We start from the raw sequence: 14,843 nt of genomic DNA, 5'->3' as shown, positions 1-14,843 counted from the left end.
TTCGTTGACAAACATTATTCAATAAATAGACGGCCCGATTCCCCCTCACGCATGCTGAAACACAAGCTGTCGCTGTTGGCTTACAAGAAGAAAGCCTTGAGTCTGAGCCTCGCCATCCTGGCGGCGTTCGCGCTCGTGGCTTTCAATGAATCGGGTTATCACCGGTCCACCCGTGCTCTGGAGGAAATCGGCCGCGCGCAGGAGGCGCGGCTGTCCATCCACCTGCTGCTGCGCTACACGCTGGACGCCGAGACGGGCACCCGCGGGTTCATGCTCACGGGCGACCCCCGCTATCGGGAGCCCTATGACCTCGCGGTCGCCGAACTGCCCAAGCAGATGGACCGCCTGCGCATGCTCTATGCCGACAAACCCATGGAGCGCAGCCATCTCGCCGCACTGGGCAACCACCTGTCGCGCAAGCTGGCCGAGATGGAATTGACCGTGCGCATGCTCAGCACCGGCAATGCGGACGCCTCGCGCTTCGTGCTCAGCACGGACGTGGGTCGGGAGGAAATGCAGGGCATCCGCCAGGAGGCCGATGCGCTTATGGCGTTCAGCACCCGGTCGGTCGAGGAAGGGCGACTGCAGATCTCGCAGGCCCTGGGCCTGGCCCGTGTGGGCATCGGCCTGATCGTCCTGGCGGCCCTGCTGGCCTTCGTGCTCTATCTTCGCCAGACCTCGGCACTGCAGCAGGCCAACGACCGCCAGCAGCAGGCCCTGCAACGCGAACGCAACTCGCTGGAGCTGGAAGTGCGCGACCGCACGGCGTCGCTGGCCGAACTGGCGACGCACCTGCAGGAGGTGCGGGAGTCCGAGCGCGGCTACCTGGCCCGTGAACTGCACGACGAACTGGGCGCCCTGCTCACGGCCGCCAAGCTCGATGTGGCGCGGCTCAAGTCGCGCCTGGGCGATTCGCCGGATGCCGCCCAGCGCCTGGCCCACCTGACCGAGCTGCTGAATTCGGGCATCGCCCTCAAGCGGCGCATCATCGAAGACCTGCGGCCCTCGTCGCTGTCGAACCTCGGCCTGGTGGCCTCGCTCGAGATCCTCGGCCGCGAGTTCGCCGAGCGCTCGGGCATCCAGGTCGACATGGCGCTGGAGCCGGTCGAACTGGACGAGTCGCGCCAGCTCACCATCTACCGCATGGTGCAGGAAGGCCTCACCAACATCGGCAAGTACGCCCAGGCCCAGGAGGCCACCATCGTCCTCAAGGACTATGAGAACCATGTCGAGGTGGAAGTCAGCGACAACGGCCGGGGCTTCGACCTGCAGCAGCAGGCCGCACGTGCGAGCCACGGCCTGGCCGGCATGCGACATCGCGTGCAGGCCGCAGGCGGCAGGCTGTCGGTGGACAGCAGTCCGGGGCATGGCACGCGCCTGCATGCCGTGATGCCCAAGCAGTAGGGCAGCGACCGCCGCAAAGGCGCATCCAGCCCTCTTGGGCCACCCGATTCGTCGCTTTCCTACGCCCCCCGGACCCTGCTGCTGACAGGTCCGGGGCGGGCCTGCTCCTTAAGCTCTCGTCATCGGCAAACACAAGGTGCCTTCAACCGCGGTCCCGCTCCAGGGTACCGGTGGGCACCGGCATGAAAGGAGCCTGCCATGCTGCACTACACCGTCGTCTTCCTCGTCATCGCACTGGTGGCCGCGCTGTTCGGCTTCGGCGGCATCGCCGCCGGCGCCGTGGGCATCGCGAAGCTCCTGTTCGTCATCTTCGCCATCCTGACGATCGCCAGCTTCATCGCGGGTCTGTTGCGCCGGCGTTGAGGCGCTAGCATCTTTGCACGCCGGCCACGGCCGGCGGGCTGACTTCTTTCCCATCCCATCCACAAGGACTTCTCCATGAACTCGACCGCCAAGACCCCCTCCCAACTTGCCGACGAACTGCGCGGCGCCGCCCAGGATGCGGCCGAGAGCACGCGCACCTACGCCAAGAACGCCGTCGATGCGACTGGCCAAAAGGTGCGGCAGCTGCGCGGCGAGGTGGAGCCGACGGTGGAACAGATCGCTTCGCGCGTTCAGCAGGCCGTCCAACGCGGCCTGGAAGCGGCATCGAAGACCACCAGCCGTGCCCAGGAACGTTTCGGCGAGGCCGCCACGGTGACGACCCGCTATATCGCCGACCAGCCCGTCCGTTCCGTGCTGATTGCTGCGGCGGCGGGTGCCGCGATCACCGCGCTCATCGTGCTTGCCAGCCGCCGCAGCGGCGACGACTACTGATCGACGCCCAGGCGTACCGACCACCGCACATGCTCCATCCTGTCATTTCCGCAGCCCTGCGACATCCTGCGCTGGTCGGGCGCCATCTCTTGAATTACGTCGCCCTGGCCAAGGTCGAGGTGGCGGAGGCCGGCCGCTCGGTGGTGACGCGTGCCATCGGCGGCGCCATCGCCCTGCTCGGCGCCTTGTTCACGCTGGGGTGGGGTGGCGTGGCTGTGATGCTGGGCGTGCTCCACGGGCGCTTCGAGTGGGTGCTGCTGATCGTGCCCGGCGTGGCACTGGTCCTGATGCTCGTGGGGATCGCACTCGCGTTGAGGCCACCTCAGCTCCCCCTCTTTGCCGGACTGAAGAACCAGGCGGCCGAAGACATGCAGGTACTCCACGCCCTCTCCGAAAGCAGCCATGCCGATCGCTGAACGCATCGATGACACCGCGCTGCCTTTGACACCCGAGCAGCGCCTTGCCCAATCTCGGCTGGCTTTGCTGGATGCGCTCATCCCGCCTCCTCCGCCGCAGCGCGGCCACGCGACGGGTTCAAGGCAAGGTGTGGCGGCGCGGGGCGCGTCCGTGCTGCGAAAGCTGCCCTGGCTGGACATGGGCCGCAAAATGGCCCAGCGCTGGTGGCAGCGGCATCCCCTGCACGCCGCCGGGCAGCTTGCGCACCCTCTGTTGCAGGGCTACGCCAGCCGGCATCCTGCCAAGCTGGTGGCGGGAGCGGCTGCGGCGGGTTCGGTGCTCGCGCTGACCCGCCCATGGCGGCTCTTGTCCGGCACCGCGCTGCTGGCACTGCTGCTGCGCACCTCTGATGTGGCCGACCTCATCACCACCTTGGCCATGTCCCGCCCAGAACCAGAACCTCCCCCACGAAAGGAAATGCCATGAACGACACCCTTGCAGCCCGCCAGCGCCTCGAACTCGACCAGAAGGCCATCGATGCCGCCGCCAAGAGCCTGGACGATGGCGCCGTGACGCCCAGCTACGGCCCCTGGCGCGACGACATCGTCAAGCTGCTCAATGACGCGCTCGCCACCGAACTGGTGTGTGTGCTGCGCTACAAGCGCCACTACTTCACCGCCAAGGGCGTCGAGTCGCCGGCGATTGCCGACGAATTCCTGGTGCATGCGAACGAAGAGTCCGCTCATGCCGACCGCATTGCCGAGCGCATCGTGCAACTGGGCGGCGAGCCCAACTTCCAGCCCGACAGCCTGTCGAAGCGCAGCCATGCCGACTACGACGAGTCGAAGGATCTGCAGGCCATGGTGCGTGCCAACCTCAAGGCCGAGCGCATCGCGGTCGAGAGCTACCGCCAGATGGTGGCCCTGATTGGCGACAAGGACCCGACCACCCGCCGCATGCTCGAGGAGATCCTCGCCGACGAGGAAGAGCATGCTGACGAGTTGAGCGACTGGATGGGCCAGTAAGCCCTCGTCCGCTCACAGCGCGCCGGTCAGGCGCCGACGATCCAGCCTTCGAGCGGGTCCATCCGGGCCGGGAGTCCATACCCCGGCCCTTTGCTTTGGGCGCGCTGCGCGCCCCAGGCTGCCAGCATGAGGCATAGCACGGCGTCCAGCGAGTCCCCGCTGCCATCGCAGGCCAGCACTTCGCGGAGCTCGCTCGACAAGGCGAGGCGCAGGCCCAGCCGCCCTTTGCCGGCCGCCAGATGGATGAGCAGGCGCTGCCGGGCCTCCAGGCGATCAGGCGTCTGCTTGGCGCGCTCGTCGCTCTTGTAGCTTTGCGTGCCGAGCAGGTCACGCGCCACCAGCCCGGGATAGGCCTCCAGCGCGACCTTGGGCGAGCCCGGCGTGCCGCCCTGCCCCGGCAGCCGCGCGCCAGCCGCCAGGAGTCGCGGCACGCCCGCATGCATCATCCAGGCGACCGGGGGATTGACCCACTTCATCGAGGGGCTCGAACCGGCCGGCCGGTCGGTGGCGCGGTGGGCGAACTTGCCGCCCACCGGGCGTGCTGCGCAGAAGGCGATGAATCGCTCACGCAGCTCGGCACGGCTCCATCCGCCGTAGACCGCCATGCAGGCCGTCCAGTCCAGCGGCCAGCCCTGGGCCAGCACGAACTCCCGCGGCAGGCCAAAGGGAAAGTCGAAACCGCCGACCCACGCCGGCTCGGCGGCGAGGCGGTCGGTCCAGGCGTCCAGCGTCGGATAGCATTCCAGCGCCTCGACGATCACCTCGTCGCCATCGCACCGCCCCCAGGCCAGCACGATGGGCTTGCAGCGCGTGGGCGTGCTCGAGAAGTCGCAGCCGACCAGGCGCATCGCCCGCTGGACTGCCGCAGCGGCAGCGATGACCTTCAGGGCCTGCCGACGATGGCAGCCGTGGCCATCAGCTCTTCGAGAAGCGCCAGAGAGACCTTGCCCGAAACGGCATACGGATCAAGCTCGGGTCGCTCGGAATACTTGAGCACCGTACTCGCGTTGAGCTTGTTGAGATTGACCTGGCCCATGGTCCAGCCACCGAATCGGCGCTCCTGGATCTCTTCGTAGTGCAGCAGCACCACGTCCTTGTGGCGAGGGTCCCGCAGGATGTGGGCGTAGAGGGCATTGACCGCCGTGCGTCCGCCCTCGAGCGCCTGCAGGAACACGCCACCCCCGTAGCAGAGGATGCCCGTGATACCGGACGCCGTGTTGTGGGCCCGCCCGGTGGACAGGATGCTGTCGAGCGCACCCGGCGACACGTCGACGGCACGGCTGGCATAGAGAAGGCGCACGAGCATGGCATTCACCCCTTGCGTGGAAGCAGCGCGAGGAATTCGCGGCGCAGGTTCGGGTCCTTGAGGAAGACGCCGCGCATGACGGAATTGATCATCTTGCTGTCCGTCTCCTTCACGCCGCGCCACTGCATGCAGAAATGCTCGGCCTCCATCACCAGGGCCAGGCCGTCGGGCTGGGTCTTCTCCTGGATCAGGTCAGCCAACTGCACCACGGCCTCTTCCTGGATCTGCGGCCGGCCCATCACCCATTCAGCCAGGCGCGCGTACTTGGACAGGCCGATCACGTTGGTGTGCTCGTTCGGCATCACGCCGATCCACAGCTTGCCCATGATGGGGCAGAAGTGGTGCGAGCAGGCACTGCGCACCGTGATCGGGCCGACAATCATCAACTCGTTCAGCCGCTCGGCATTGGGGAATTCGGTGAGGCTGGGCCCCTGCACGTAGCGGCCGCGGAACACCTCGTTGAGGTACATCTTGGCCACGCGGCGGGCCGTGTTGCCCGTGTTGTGGTCGCTGTCGATGTCGATCACCAGGCTGTGCAGCACATCGCGCATCTTGACCTCGACCTCGTCGAGCAGCGCCTCCAGCTCGCCCGGCTCGATGAACTCGGCGATGTTGTCGTTGGCGTGGAAGCGATGCCGTGCGGCCTTCAGGCGCTCGCGGATCTTGACGGAGACGGGCGTGCCCTCGTCGCTCGCCGCAACGGCGGAACGGTCCTCAGGCTGGGCGGGGATCAACATGGGGCGGAATCGTAACAGCAGGGTTTTTTCACCACGGGCGCGCGGCGCCCAATCCCACGTACCGCCATGGGCCGCTGTGATCCGACCATGGTGCGCCTCGCGTAGCGCACCACGGCTGCCTGCACATTCAGTCCAACGCGAACTCGGCCACCAGCGGCAGGTGGTCCGACATGCGGGCCCAGATGCGCCCGCGCGGCACCGACAGCGACACGGGCCGCAGCCCCCGGCCGTAGATGAAGTCCAGCTGCGCCAGCGGCAAACGCGAGGGATAGGTCGCGCAGCGCGGCATCACCAGATCGACCAGGCCAACATCGTTCATGGCGGGCCGCATGCGCGCACCCCAGTCGTTGAAGTCGCCGGCCACCACGAGCGGCTCGCCGGGGGGCACCTCGCGTTCGATGTAGCGCTGCAGCTGCGCCACCTGCCGCACCCGGCTGCCACGGATCAGCCCCAGGTGCACGACGATGGCATGCACCGGCTGGCTGCCGAGGGTCACTTCCACATGCAGCAGGCCGCGCTGTTCGAAGCGGTGGTCGGACATGTCCTCATGGCCATGGCGCACCACCGGCCAGCGCGTGAGCAGCGCATTGCCGTGCTCGCCGTGGCGGGTGTAGGCATTGGTCTCGTAGACGGCCCGGTAGCCCTCGGGGCAGAGGAAGTCGGCCTGCGGCTGCTCCGGCCAGCGGGCGAAGCGACGCTCGCCCTGGCGGTTGAGCTTGCGCACTTCCTGCAGGCACACCAGGTCGGCATCGAGCTGCTCGACCGCATGGCCCAGGTTGTGGATCTCCAGCCGCCGCGCCGGGCCCACGCCCTGCACGCCCTTGTGGATGTTGTAGGTGGCCACCCTCAGCGTCGACAGGGCGCCGAACTCGCTTTCGGCCCGCCCGGGATCGCTCGTGGCATGCGCAGCAGTCATGCGCGAAATTGTGGCAGCAGCAGGATGGCTTCCGCGTTGGAAGGGGAAAAGCAGGCGTCGGCCGCCTCGCGCCAGGGCAGCCACTGCCAGGCATCGTGCTCGCGCGGTGCCAGGACCGGCGTGACGGCCTCGGGCACGCACAGGCCGAAGAGGTGCTCGGTGTTGCGCGTCACGCCCGGCGCATAGCGATGCAGCCAGCGCGGGTAGATGTCATAGACGTTCTCCAGGCCCCAGTCCTGCAGCGCCAGCGGCGTGCCGGGGCCGCAGCGGATGCCGGTCTCCTCGGCCACCTCGCGCACCGCGGTGGCGGCCCAGCTTTCCTCGGGCCAGTCCTTGCTGCCGGTCACCGACTGCCAGAAGGCGGGCGCGATGCCGGCCCGGCGGATCAGCAGCACCTCCAGCGCCGGCGTGTGGATGACCACCAGCACCGACTGCGGGATCTTGTAGGCCGGCAGCGTTGCGTCTGGAACCATGGTGTGCCGACCGCTGTGCCCGGCTGCCGCGCCCCTGTGCAAAGGAGCACGGCAGCCGGGGGCCGCGCGTCAGGCGGCAGGTTGCGCGTTGCGCAGGCGGATATGCAGCTCGCGCAGCTGCTTCTCGTCCACGGCGCTCGGCGCCTGCGTCAGCAGGTCCTGCGCGCGCTGCGTCTTCGGGAAGGCGATCACGTCGCGGATCGAATCAGCGCCGGTCATCAGCATGACCAGGCGGTCCAGGCCGATGGCGATGCCACCGTGCGGGGGCGCGCCGTACTGAAGCGCGTCCAGCAGGTAGCCGAACTTCAGCTGCGCGTCCTCGGCCGAGATCTTGAGGGCGCGGAACACCTTGCTCTGCACCTCTTCACGGTGGATACGCACCGAACCGCCACCCATCTCGATGCCGTTGAGCACCATGTCGTAGGCCTTGGCCAGGCACTTCTCGGGCGCCGTGTCCATCAGGTCCTCGTGGCCGTCCTTGGGGCTGGTGAAGGGATGGTGCACCGCGCTCCAGCGCTGGTTGTCCTCGTCGAATTCGAACATCGGGAAGTCCACCACCCACAGCGGTGCCCAGCGATCCTCGAACAGGCCGTTCTTGCGGCCGAAGGCGCTCTGGCCGATCTTCACGCGCAGGGCGCCGATGGCGTCGTTGACCACCTTGGCCTTGTCGGCGCCGAAGAAGATCAGGTCGCCGTTGCGCGCGCCGGTGCGGGCGATGATCTCGCCCAGGGCGTTGTCGTCCAGGTTCTTCACGATCGGGCTCTGCAGGCCCTCGCGGCCCAGCGACCAGTCGTTGACCTTGATGTAGGCCAGGCCCTTGGCGCCGTAGATCTTGACGAACTCGGTGTAGCCGTCGATGTCGCCACGCGACAGGCCGCCTTCGGCCGCGCCGCCACCGGGCACCCGCAGGGCCACCACGCGGCCACCGTCCATGTTGGCCGCGCCGGAGAAGACCTTGAACTCCACCCGCTTCATCACCTCGGTCAGCTCGGTGAACTCGAGCTTGACGCGCAGGTCGGGCTTGTCGGAGCCGTACTTGAACATGGCGTCGCCGTAGCTCATGACCGGGAACACGCCCAGGTCGATGTCGGCCACGTTGCGGAAGACGTTGCGGATCATGCCCTCGAACATGTCGCGGATCTCGTCCTCGGTGAGGAAAGAGGTCTCGATGTCGATCTGCGTGAACTCGGGCTGGCGGTCGGCGCGCAGGTCCTCGTCGCGGAAGCACTTGACGATCTGGTAGTAGCGGTCGTAACCCGACACCATCAGCATCTGCTTGTAGAGCTGGGGCGACTGCGGCAGCGCGTAGAAGGCACCGTCGTGCACGCGGCTGGGCACCAGGTAGTCGCGCGCACCCTCGGGCGTGGACTTGCCCAGCATGGGCGTCTCGATGTCGATGAAGCCGTTGGCGTCGAGGAACTTGCGCGCCTCCATCGTCACCTTGTAGCGCGTCATCATGTTCTTCTGCATCGCAGGGCGGCGCAGGTCGAGCACGCGGTGCGTGAGGCGCGTGGTCTCGGACAGGTTGTCGTCGTCCAGCAGGAAGGGCGGCGTGACGGAGGGGTTGAGCACCTTCAGCTCGTGCGCCAGCACCTCGATCTTGCCGCTCTTGAGCCCGTCGTTGGTGGTGCCCTCGGGCCGCGCGCGGACGATGCCCTTGACCTGCACACAGAACTCGTTGCGCAGGCCTTCGGCGGCGGCGAAGGTGGTGGCGCGGTCGGGGTCGCACACCACCTGGACGTAGCCTTCGCGATCGCGCAGGTCGACGAAGATCACGCCGCCATGGTCACGGCGGCGATTGACCCAGCCGCACAGGGTGACGGTTTCGCCCATCAGGGCCTCGGTCACGAGACCGCAGTAGTGAGAACGCATGGCCATGCTTGGATTCCTGCGCCCCGCGCGGGGCGCCTTCTTGTTTGTGATGTCAGGATTGCTTGGTGGGCAGCGCGGCAGGGCCGCCCGGCACCACCACGCCCATCGAGACGATGTACTTCAGCGCCTCGTCCACGCTCATCTTCAGCTCGATGCAGTCGCTGCGCCGGAGCATGACGAAGTAGCCGCCCGTGGGGTTGGGCGTGGTGGGCACGTACACGCCCAGGTAGTCGCCATGCAGGTGGTTGACCACGTCGCCGCCGGGCGCGCCGGTGACGAAGGCGATGGTCCACATGCCCTCGCGCGGCCACTGCACCAGCACCGCGGTGCGGAATGCGTTGCCGCTCTCGGAGAACAGCGTGTCCGAGACCTGCTTGACGCTGGAGTAGATGGAGCGCACCACCGGGATGCGGCGCACCAGTGCATCGCCCCAACCCAGCAGCCGCTTGCCGATGAAGTTGCTGGCGACGGCACCGACCGCCAGCAGGATGGCCAGCGTGAGCAGCACGCCCAGCCCGCGGATGCGGTGGGCGGACAGCCATTCCTGCCAATCCTCGGGCAGCAGCCACAAGGTCTGATCGAGGGTGCCGACGATCCAGTTGAGCACGCCCAGGGTCACGGCCAGAGGCACGATGACCAGGAGGCCGGACAGGAGCCACTTGCGCAGGGCGAGCATGGTGCGGTGTGCGAGGCGAGGGTCAGTCGGCCTTGGCGGCAGGCGCCGGAGCCGGGGCGGGCGCAGCAGGCGCCGGCGAGGCCGCTGCAGGCGCGGGCGCCGCGGCATCACCGCTGGCGGGGGCCGGCGCCGGGGCGTTGCCGCCGGACTTGGCGGTGTTGGAGCCGCCCTCACGGAAATCGGTGACGTACCAGCCGGAGCCCTTGAGCTGGAAGCCGGCAGCGGTCAATTGCTTGCTGAACGACGCAGCACCGCACGAAGGGCAGACGGTGAGCGGCGCATCCGACATCTTCTGCAGCACATCCTTGGCAAAGCCGCAGGCGCTGCATTTGTAGGCATAGATGGGCATGGAAAAAGCTGCTGAAAAGACGTGAAACGGGCGGCCGGCGGCCGCCGCGCAAAGCCGACGATTATAGGCGCCGACCCCGGGCTTTCCCCAGCCGGACGCCTCGACGGCCTGCCCTTGTCACGCCTTATTCCCCGGCCAGCATCCGGTGCGGCATGCGCCGGTTGGCCACCCACTGCGGCATCAGGGAGCCCACGAACATGCCCGCCGCGGAGGCGAGGACGCCGGCCAGCTGCGCCGGGAACACCTCGCCCCACGGCAGCGCCAGGCCGGCCAGCCAGACGCCGACGCCCAGCAGCACGGCGGCCACGGCACCTTGCGTGGTGGCCCGGCTCCAGTACAAGCCAAAGACCAGCGGCACGAAGGCGCCGACCAGCGGCACCTGGTAGGCGCCGGACACCAGCTCGTAGATCGAGGTGCCCTGCATGCGGATGGCATAGGCCAGCACCGCCCCACTGAACACCAGCACGGTGATGCGCATGGTGCGCAGGTTTTCGCGGTCCGTGCCCTGGGGACGGAACTGGCGCCAGATGTTCTCGGTGAAGGTCACGCTGGGTGCCAGCAGCGTCGCCGAGGCGGTGGACTTGATGGCCGACAGCAGCGCGCCGAAGAAGAAGACCTGCATGATGAAAGGCATCTTCTCCATCACCAGCGTGGGCAGCACCTTCTGCGGATCCTCCTTGAGCAGCGCCGTGGTCTGCTCGGGCATGATGATCAGCGCGCTCGCCACCAGGAACATGGGCACGGCCGCGAACAGGATGTAGGCCACGCCGCCGATCACCGGGCCGCGCGTGGCAGCCTTCACGTTGTTGGCCGACATCACGCGCTGGAACACGTCCTGCTGCGGAATGGAGCCCAGCATCATCGTGATGGCCGCAGCGAAGAAGAAGACGATGTCGTGCCAGCTGGGCTCGGGCCAGAACTTGAAGAGCTCCTTGCTCGCCGCCAGGTCGATCACCTTGTCGGCGCCGCCGGCCATGTTGCCCGCAAAGACCGCGATGATCGACAGGCCCGCCACCAGGATGATCATCTGCACGAAGTCGGTGACGGCCACCGACCACATGCCGCCGAAGAGCGTGTACGCCAGGATGGAGATCACGCCGATCACCATGCCCCCCGGCACGCTCACCGCGCCGCCCGACAGCAGGTTGAACACCAGCCCCAGCGCCGTGACCTGCGCCGACACCCAGCCCAGGTAGCTCAGCATGATGATCAGCGAGCACACCACCTCGATGAACCGGCCATAGCGCTCGCGGTAGTAGTCGCTGATGGTCAGCAGCGTCATGCGGTAGAGCTTGCCGGCGAAGAACAGGCCGACCAGGATCAGGCAGGTGCCGGCGCCGAACGGGTCTTCCACCACGCCGCCCAGGCCGCCCTCGATGAACTTGGCCGGGATGCCCAGCACCGTCTCCGACCCGAACCAGGTGGCGAAGGTGGTGGTCACGATCATGAACAACGGCAGATGCCGGCCGGCGATCGCGAAGTCGGTCGTGTTCTTCACCCGCCGGGCCGCGTACAGGCCGATGCCGATGGTGACCAGCAGGTAGACGATGACCAGTGACAGCAGCACGACGGGTTCTCCTCGATGAAGGCTTGTTGTTGGAACCGGAAAGAAGAGGCAGGAAAGTGCTCAGAGCCAGTGCAACCGCGGCAGCACCTGCATGACCAGCACGCCCAATACAAAACCCGTGCCACCCCAGATCACGGCCTGCAGCAGCCGGTGGGTGCGCTTGTGCGCGGCCAGCAGTTCCTGCAGCTCGCGGCGGTCGTCGCCGGGACGCTGCGCCAGGTAGTCGTGCAGCAGGCGCGGCAACTGCGGCAGCAGCTTGGCGTAGCGCGGGCCCTCGGCGCGCAGCTGCTCCCACAGCTTGCGCGGGCCGATCTGATCGGCCATCCACTTCTCCAGGAAGGGCTTGGCCGTGGCCCACAGGTCCAGCTCGGGGTCGAGCTGGCGACCCAGGCCCTCGATGTTGAGCAGCGTCTTCTGCAGCAGCACCAGCTGCGGCTGGATCTCCACATGGAAGCGACGCGAGGTCTGGAACAGGCGCATCAGCACCATCCCCAGCGAGATCTGCCGCAGCGGCCGGTCGAAGTAGGGCTCGCACACCGTGCGGATGGCGGCCTCCAGTTCGTCGATGCGCGTGCCGGGCGGCACCCAGCCGCTTTCCAGGTGCAGCTCGGCAACGCGCTTGTAGTCGCGGCGGAAGAAGGCGGCGAAGTTCTGCGCCAGGTATTCCTTGTCGGACTCGGTGAGCGTGCCCACGATGCCGAAATCCAGCGCGATGTAGCGGCCGAAGGTCTCGGGCGCCAGGCTCACCTGGATGTTGCCCGGGTGCATGTCGCCGTGGAAGAAGCCGTCGCGGAACACCTGGGTGAAGAAGATGGTCACGCCGTCGCGGGCCAGCTTCTTGATGTCCACGCCGGCCGCACGGATGCGGTCGAGCTGGGCGATGGGCACGCCCTTCATGCGCTCCATCACCATCACTTCGGGATGGCACCAGTCCCAGAACATCTCGGGGATCAGCAGCATGTCGAGCTTGGCCATGTTGCGCCGCAGCTGGGCGGCATTGGCCGCCTCGCGCACCAGGTCCAGCTCGTCGTGCAGGTACTTGTCGAACTCGGCAACCACCTGCCGCGGCTTCAGCCGCTTGCCGTCGGCCGACAGGCCCTCGACCCAGCCGGCCATCATGGCCATCAGCTCCAGGTCCTTGTCGATGACCTTGCGCATGCCCGGGCGCAGCACCTTGACGGCGACTTCGCGCAGGCTGCCGTCAGGCAGGCGCAGGGTGGCGAAGTGCACCTGCGCAATGGAGGCACTCGCCACCGGCGTGGTGTCGAACTGCTCGAAGATCTCGGCAATGGGCCGGCGAAAGGCACGCTCGATGGTCGCCACGGCAATGGCCGAGTCGAAGGGCGGCACACGGTCCTGCAGCCAGGCGAGCTCATCGGCGATGTCGGGCGGCAGCAGGTCGCGCCGCGTGGACAGCACCTGGCCGAACTTGACGAAGATCGGGCCCAGGCTTTCGAGTGCCTCGCGCAGGCGTTGCCCGCGCGGCGCCTCCAGGCGCCGGCCCAACGTCAGGATGCGCGCCAGCCGGCGAATCAGCGGATTCTGGAAGCTGGTGAGGACGAGCTCGTCCAGGCCGTAGCGCAGTGCGACCCAGACGATGAAGAAGCCGCGGGCGATGCGCCTCATTCGGCGCTGCCGCCGGAAGACCGCGGCCGTGCAGCGCGGTCCACGAACTGGCGCAGCGCGCCAGCCACCTTGCGGGCCGCATTGCCGACGGCGTGGGCCGGCGCATCGCCGATCAGGCGCGCCAGGTCGTCCTCGACGTCCCAGCGCACGTGGTCGACCAGCCAGTTGACCTCGGCGGCGAGTTGCACGTCGCCTTCGATCTCGACCTTGGGCTTGTCGCCGCGCAACTGGGCGCCGGCCAGGGCGAAGGGCGAGGTTTCGGTGACGGTCAGCGTCAGATCAGGCAGGGCCGCATCGGGCGCCAGGTCGAGCAGGCCAGCGGGCGTGGCGACGAGGCGCATATGCAGGTTGCGCCAACGGAAGAGCACCACCCGCCCCTTCTGCCTTGCCAGACGATCCTGCGCTTCGGGCTCCTGCTGCAGCACATGGTTCAGGAAGAGCACGGCGCGGTGCTGGACTTCGTGGATGGCCCAGGCCGGCGGCTGAAGGCGCTCGCCGATGCGCTCGAACAGCGATTCCACAAAAGCAAATGGGGACGATGGTGTGACCATGTCCCCATTATCTGGTGGCGGGCCCCTGCCGATGCAGAAACCCGGGCCCGTCCGACGGGCCAATGCGCCTTATTGGAGCGCCTGCACACCGGCCACAAGCCAGCCGCCGCCGTGGGCGGGCTTGCTCATGTTCCAGACCTCGCGGAAGGGGCTGGGGCCGGCCGAGTCGTCCTCGCGGATCATGCCCGAGAACTCCACGCTGGCGAGGTAGACGTCGGGCATCTCCTCGATGCCCAGCAGCTTGGCGTCGAGCATCACCACTTCCGTCTTGTTGGGACGGCCACCGGAGCTGCGCTCGCGCTCCTCCAGCTGGGTGCGGATCTCTTCGACCATGCTGTCGGTCATCATGGAACGCAGCGCGGGGATGTCGGCACGGTCCCAGGCATGCTGCAGCGTCACGAAGTTGCGCTTGGCCGCAGCCAGGAACCCGTCGGCGTCGAAGCCATCCGGCACGCCCCACCCCTGGGCCCCTTGGAGGGCCGAGCCGATGCTCACGCCGGTCGCGCCGGCCAGGGTCGAAGCCGACCCTGCGTTGCCACCCGCGGCAGCGCCGTCGAAAGCCGCCTGCTGACGCTCCCACGGACGGGCCGACGCGTCATTGCCGACGTTGTTCGGGCTGTAGCTGCGCGGCATGTTCGGCGAACCGGCTGCGCCAGCGCCCTGCATGGCCAGTTGGCCAGCGGCGCCGCGCGAGCGGTTGCTCAGCACGCGCCAGATCACCACGGCAGCAAGGACCAGCAGCGCGATCAGCAGGAAGTTGCCGAAGGCGGCGCCCAGGCCCAGCGAATTGGCCAACCAGGCCAAGCCCAGGCCGGCTGCAATGCCACCCAGGATGCCGGCCCAGGGCCGCTTGGGCGCTGCCTGCGCCGCGCCGGCCGGCGTCCCCGGCCTGGCGGCGGGCGCCGCGTTGGTCGCGTTCTGGGTCGGGGCGCCCGGTGCGGCCGTCGGCGCGGCCTCACGCTGCGTCACGTTGTTGGACTGCCGCCCCATCGACTTGCCCCCACCGAGCCGCTTGGCGTCGGCGTCCAGGCTCACGACGGCCATCGACGCACACACCAGCAGCACGGCCCACAGATTTCGCTTCATCGTCCAGTCTCCTTCCGGATACGAAACATCAGTTTCAGATCGA

18 protein-coding genes are annotated in these 14,843 nt (G+C 67.8%); 6 read left to right on the top strand and 12 right to left on the bottom strand.

Features of this window, described 5'->3' with window-relative positions:
- The first annotated feature begins 51 nt into the window (after window positions 1–51).
- The 6 genes from ABIC63_RS26730 to ABIC63_RS26705 all read left to right on the top strand — a co-directional run bounded on the left by ABIC63_RS26730 (window position 52) and on the right by ABIC63_RS26705 (window position 3,641).
- Window positions 52–1,404 (top strand): CHASE3 domain-containing protein, encoded by a 1,353-nt coding sequence (locus ABIC63_RS26730; protein ID WP_354321979.1) that lies wholly within the window; start codon window positions 52–54, stop codon window positions 1,402–1,404.
- Window positions 1,405–1,602: 198 nt separating this feature from the next.
- Window positions 1,603–1,767, top strand: coding sequence for a DUF1328 domain-containing protein (locus ABIC63_RS26725; RefSeq protein ID WP_017761762.1), 165 nt, complete (start codon window positions 1,603–1,605; stop codon window positions 1,765–1,767).
- A gap of 75 nt (window positions 1,768–1,842) precedes the next feature.
- Window positions 1,843–2,220 (top strand): hypothetical protein, encoded by a 378-nt coding sequence (locus tag ABIC63_RS26720; protein WP_017761761.1) that lies wholly within the window; start codon window positions 1,843–1,845, stop codon window positions 2,218–2,220.
- 29 nt (window positions 2,221–2,249) lie between these two features.
- Entirely contained in the window at window positions 2,250–2,636 is a 387-nt protein-coding gene (locus ABIC63_RS26715) for a hypothetical protein (protein WP_294376870.1), read from the top strand.
- Window positions 2,623–3,102, top strand: a complete 480-nt coding sequence (locus ABIC63_RS26710) for a hypothetical protein (RefSeq protein ID WP_294376873.1) — start codon at window positions 2,623–2,625, stop codon at window positions 3,100–3,102. The genes ABIC63_RS26715 and ABIC63_RS26710 overlap by 14 nt, the downstream gene beginning before the upstream one ends.
- Window positions 3,099–3,641, top strand: a complete 543-nt coding sequence (locus ABIC63_RS26705; RefSeq protein ID WP_294376875.1) for a ferritin-like domain-containing protein — start codon at window positions 3,099–3,101, stop codon at window positions 3,639–3,641. Before ABIC63_RS26710 ends, ABIC63_RS26705 begins: the two co-directional genes overlap by 4 nt.
- A gap of 26 nt (window positions 3,642–3,667) precedes the next feature.
- Here ABIC63_RS26705 and ABIC63_RS26700 read toward each other — a convergent pair whose 3' ends face one another.
- The 12 genes from ABIC63_RS26700 to ABIC63_RS26645 form a co-directional block, all read right to left on the bottom strand.
- On the bottom strand, window positions 3,668–4,489 hold the full coding sequence (locus ABIC63_RS26700) for a DUF429 domain-containing protein (protein WP_354321978.1): 822 nt from the start codon (window positions 4,487–4,489) through the stop codon (window positions 3,668–3,670).
- A 35-nt stretch (window positions 4,490–4,524) separates the two neighbouring features.
- On the bottom strand, window positions 4,525–4,947 hold the full coding sequence (locus ABIC63_RS26695; RefSeq protein ID WP_354321977.1) for a BLUF domain-containing protein: 423 nt from the start codon (window positions 4,945–4,947) through the stop codon (window positions 4,525–4,527).
- A gap of 5 nt (window positions 4,948–4,952) precedes the next feature.
- Complete coding sequence (folE, locus tag ABIC63_RS26690; RefSeq protein ID WP_294376882.1) at window positions 4,953–5,684, bottom strand: GTP cyclohydrolase I; 732 nt, start codon at window positions 5,682–5,684, stop codon at window positions 4,953–4,955.
- A gap of 127 nt (window positions 5,685–5,811) precedes the next feature.
- Window positions 5,812–6,600: an endonuclease/exonuclease/phosphatase family protein gene (locus ABIC63_RS26685; protein ID WP_294376886.1), complete on the bottom strand. Its 789-nt coding sequence runs from the start codon at window positions 6,598–6,600 to the stop codon at window positions 5,812–5,814.
- Window positions 6,597–7,073, bottom strand: a complete 477-nt coding sequence (gene nudB / locus ABIC63_RS26680; RefSeq protein WP_354321976.1) for a dihydroneopterin triphosphate diphosphatase — start codon at window positions 7,071–7,073, stop codon at window positions 6,597–6,599. Before nudB ends, ABIC63_RS26685 begins: the two co-directional genes overlap by 4 nt.
- A 69-nt stretch (window positions 7,074–7,142) precedes the next feature.
- Window positions 7,143–8,951 carry an aspartate--tRNA ligase gene (gene aspS, locus ABIC63_RS26675; RefSeq protein ID WP_294376891.1) on the bottom strand — a complete coding sequence of 603 codons (1,809 nt, stop codon included), beginning with the start codon at window positions 8,949–8,951 and terminating at the stop codon, window positions 7,143–7,145.
- A gap of 46 nt (window positions 8,952–8,997) precedes the next feature.
- Window positions 8,998–9,621 carry a DUF502 domain-containing protein gene (locus tag ABIC63_RS26670; RefSeq protein WP_354321975.1) on the bottom strand — a complete coding sequence of 208 codons (624 nt, stop codon included), beginning with the start codon at window positions 9,619–9,621 and terminating at the stop codon, window positions 8,998–9,000.
- Window positions 9,622–9,643: 22 nt separating this feature from the next.
- Window positions 9,644–9,970 carry an FmdB family zinc ribbon protein gene (locus ABIC63_RS26665; RefSeq protein ID WP_294376895.1) on the bottom strand — a complete coding sequence of 109 codons (327 nt, stop codon included), beginning with the start codon at window positions 9,968–9,970 and terminating at the stop codon, window positions 9,644–9,646.
- 124 nt (window positions 9,971–10,094) lie between these two features.
- On the bottom strand, window positions 10,095–11,537 hold the full coding sequence (locus ABIC63_RS26660) for a high affinity choline transporter 1 (RefSeq protein ID WP_354321974.1): 1,443 nt from the start codon (window positions 11,535–11,537) through the stop codon (window positions 10,095–10,097).
- 60 nt (window positions 11,538–11,597) lie between these two features.
- The gene (ubiB, locus tag ABIC63_RS26655) at window positions 11,598–13,163 is read right to left on the bottom strand and encodes a ubiquinone biosynthesis regulatory protein kinase UbiB (RefSeq protein ID WP_294376900.1); all 1,566 of its coding nucleotides are present in this window, start codon (window positions 13,161–13,163) and stop codon (window positions 11,598–11,600) included.
- Complete coding sequence (locus ABIC63_RS26650; protein WP_354321973.1) at window positions 13,160–13,714, bottom strand: ubiquinone biosynthesis accessory factor UbiJ; 555 nt, start codon at window positions 13,712–13,714, stop codon at window positions 13,160–13,162. The genes ubiB and ABIC63_RS26650 overlap by 4 nt, the downstream gene beginning before the upstream one ends.
- Window positions 13,715–13,783: 69 nt before the next feature.
- The gene (locus ABIC63_RS26645) at window positions 13,784–14,800 is read right to left on the bottom strand and encodes a Tim44 domain-containing protein (RefSeq protein ID WP_354321972.1); all 1,017 of its coding nucleotides are present in this window, start codon (window positions 14,798–14,800) and stop codon (window positions 13,784–13,786) included.
- Between the last annotated feature and the right edge of the window lie 43 nt (window positions 14,801–14,843).

The sequence above is a fragment of the Pseudacidovorax sp. 1753 genome, assembly GCF_040544975.1.
Taxonomy (GTDB): Bacteria; Pseudomonadota; Gammaproteobacteria; order Burkholderiales; family Burkholderiaceae_C; genus Xenophilus.
Note: the sequence above shows the minus strand (reverse complement) of the source record. Positions and strands in the feature narration are given on the sequence as shown.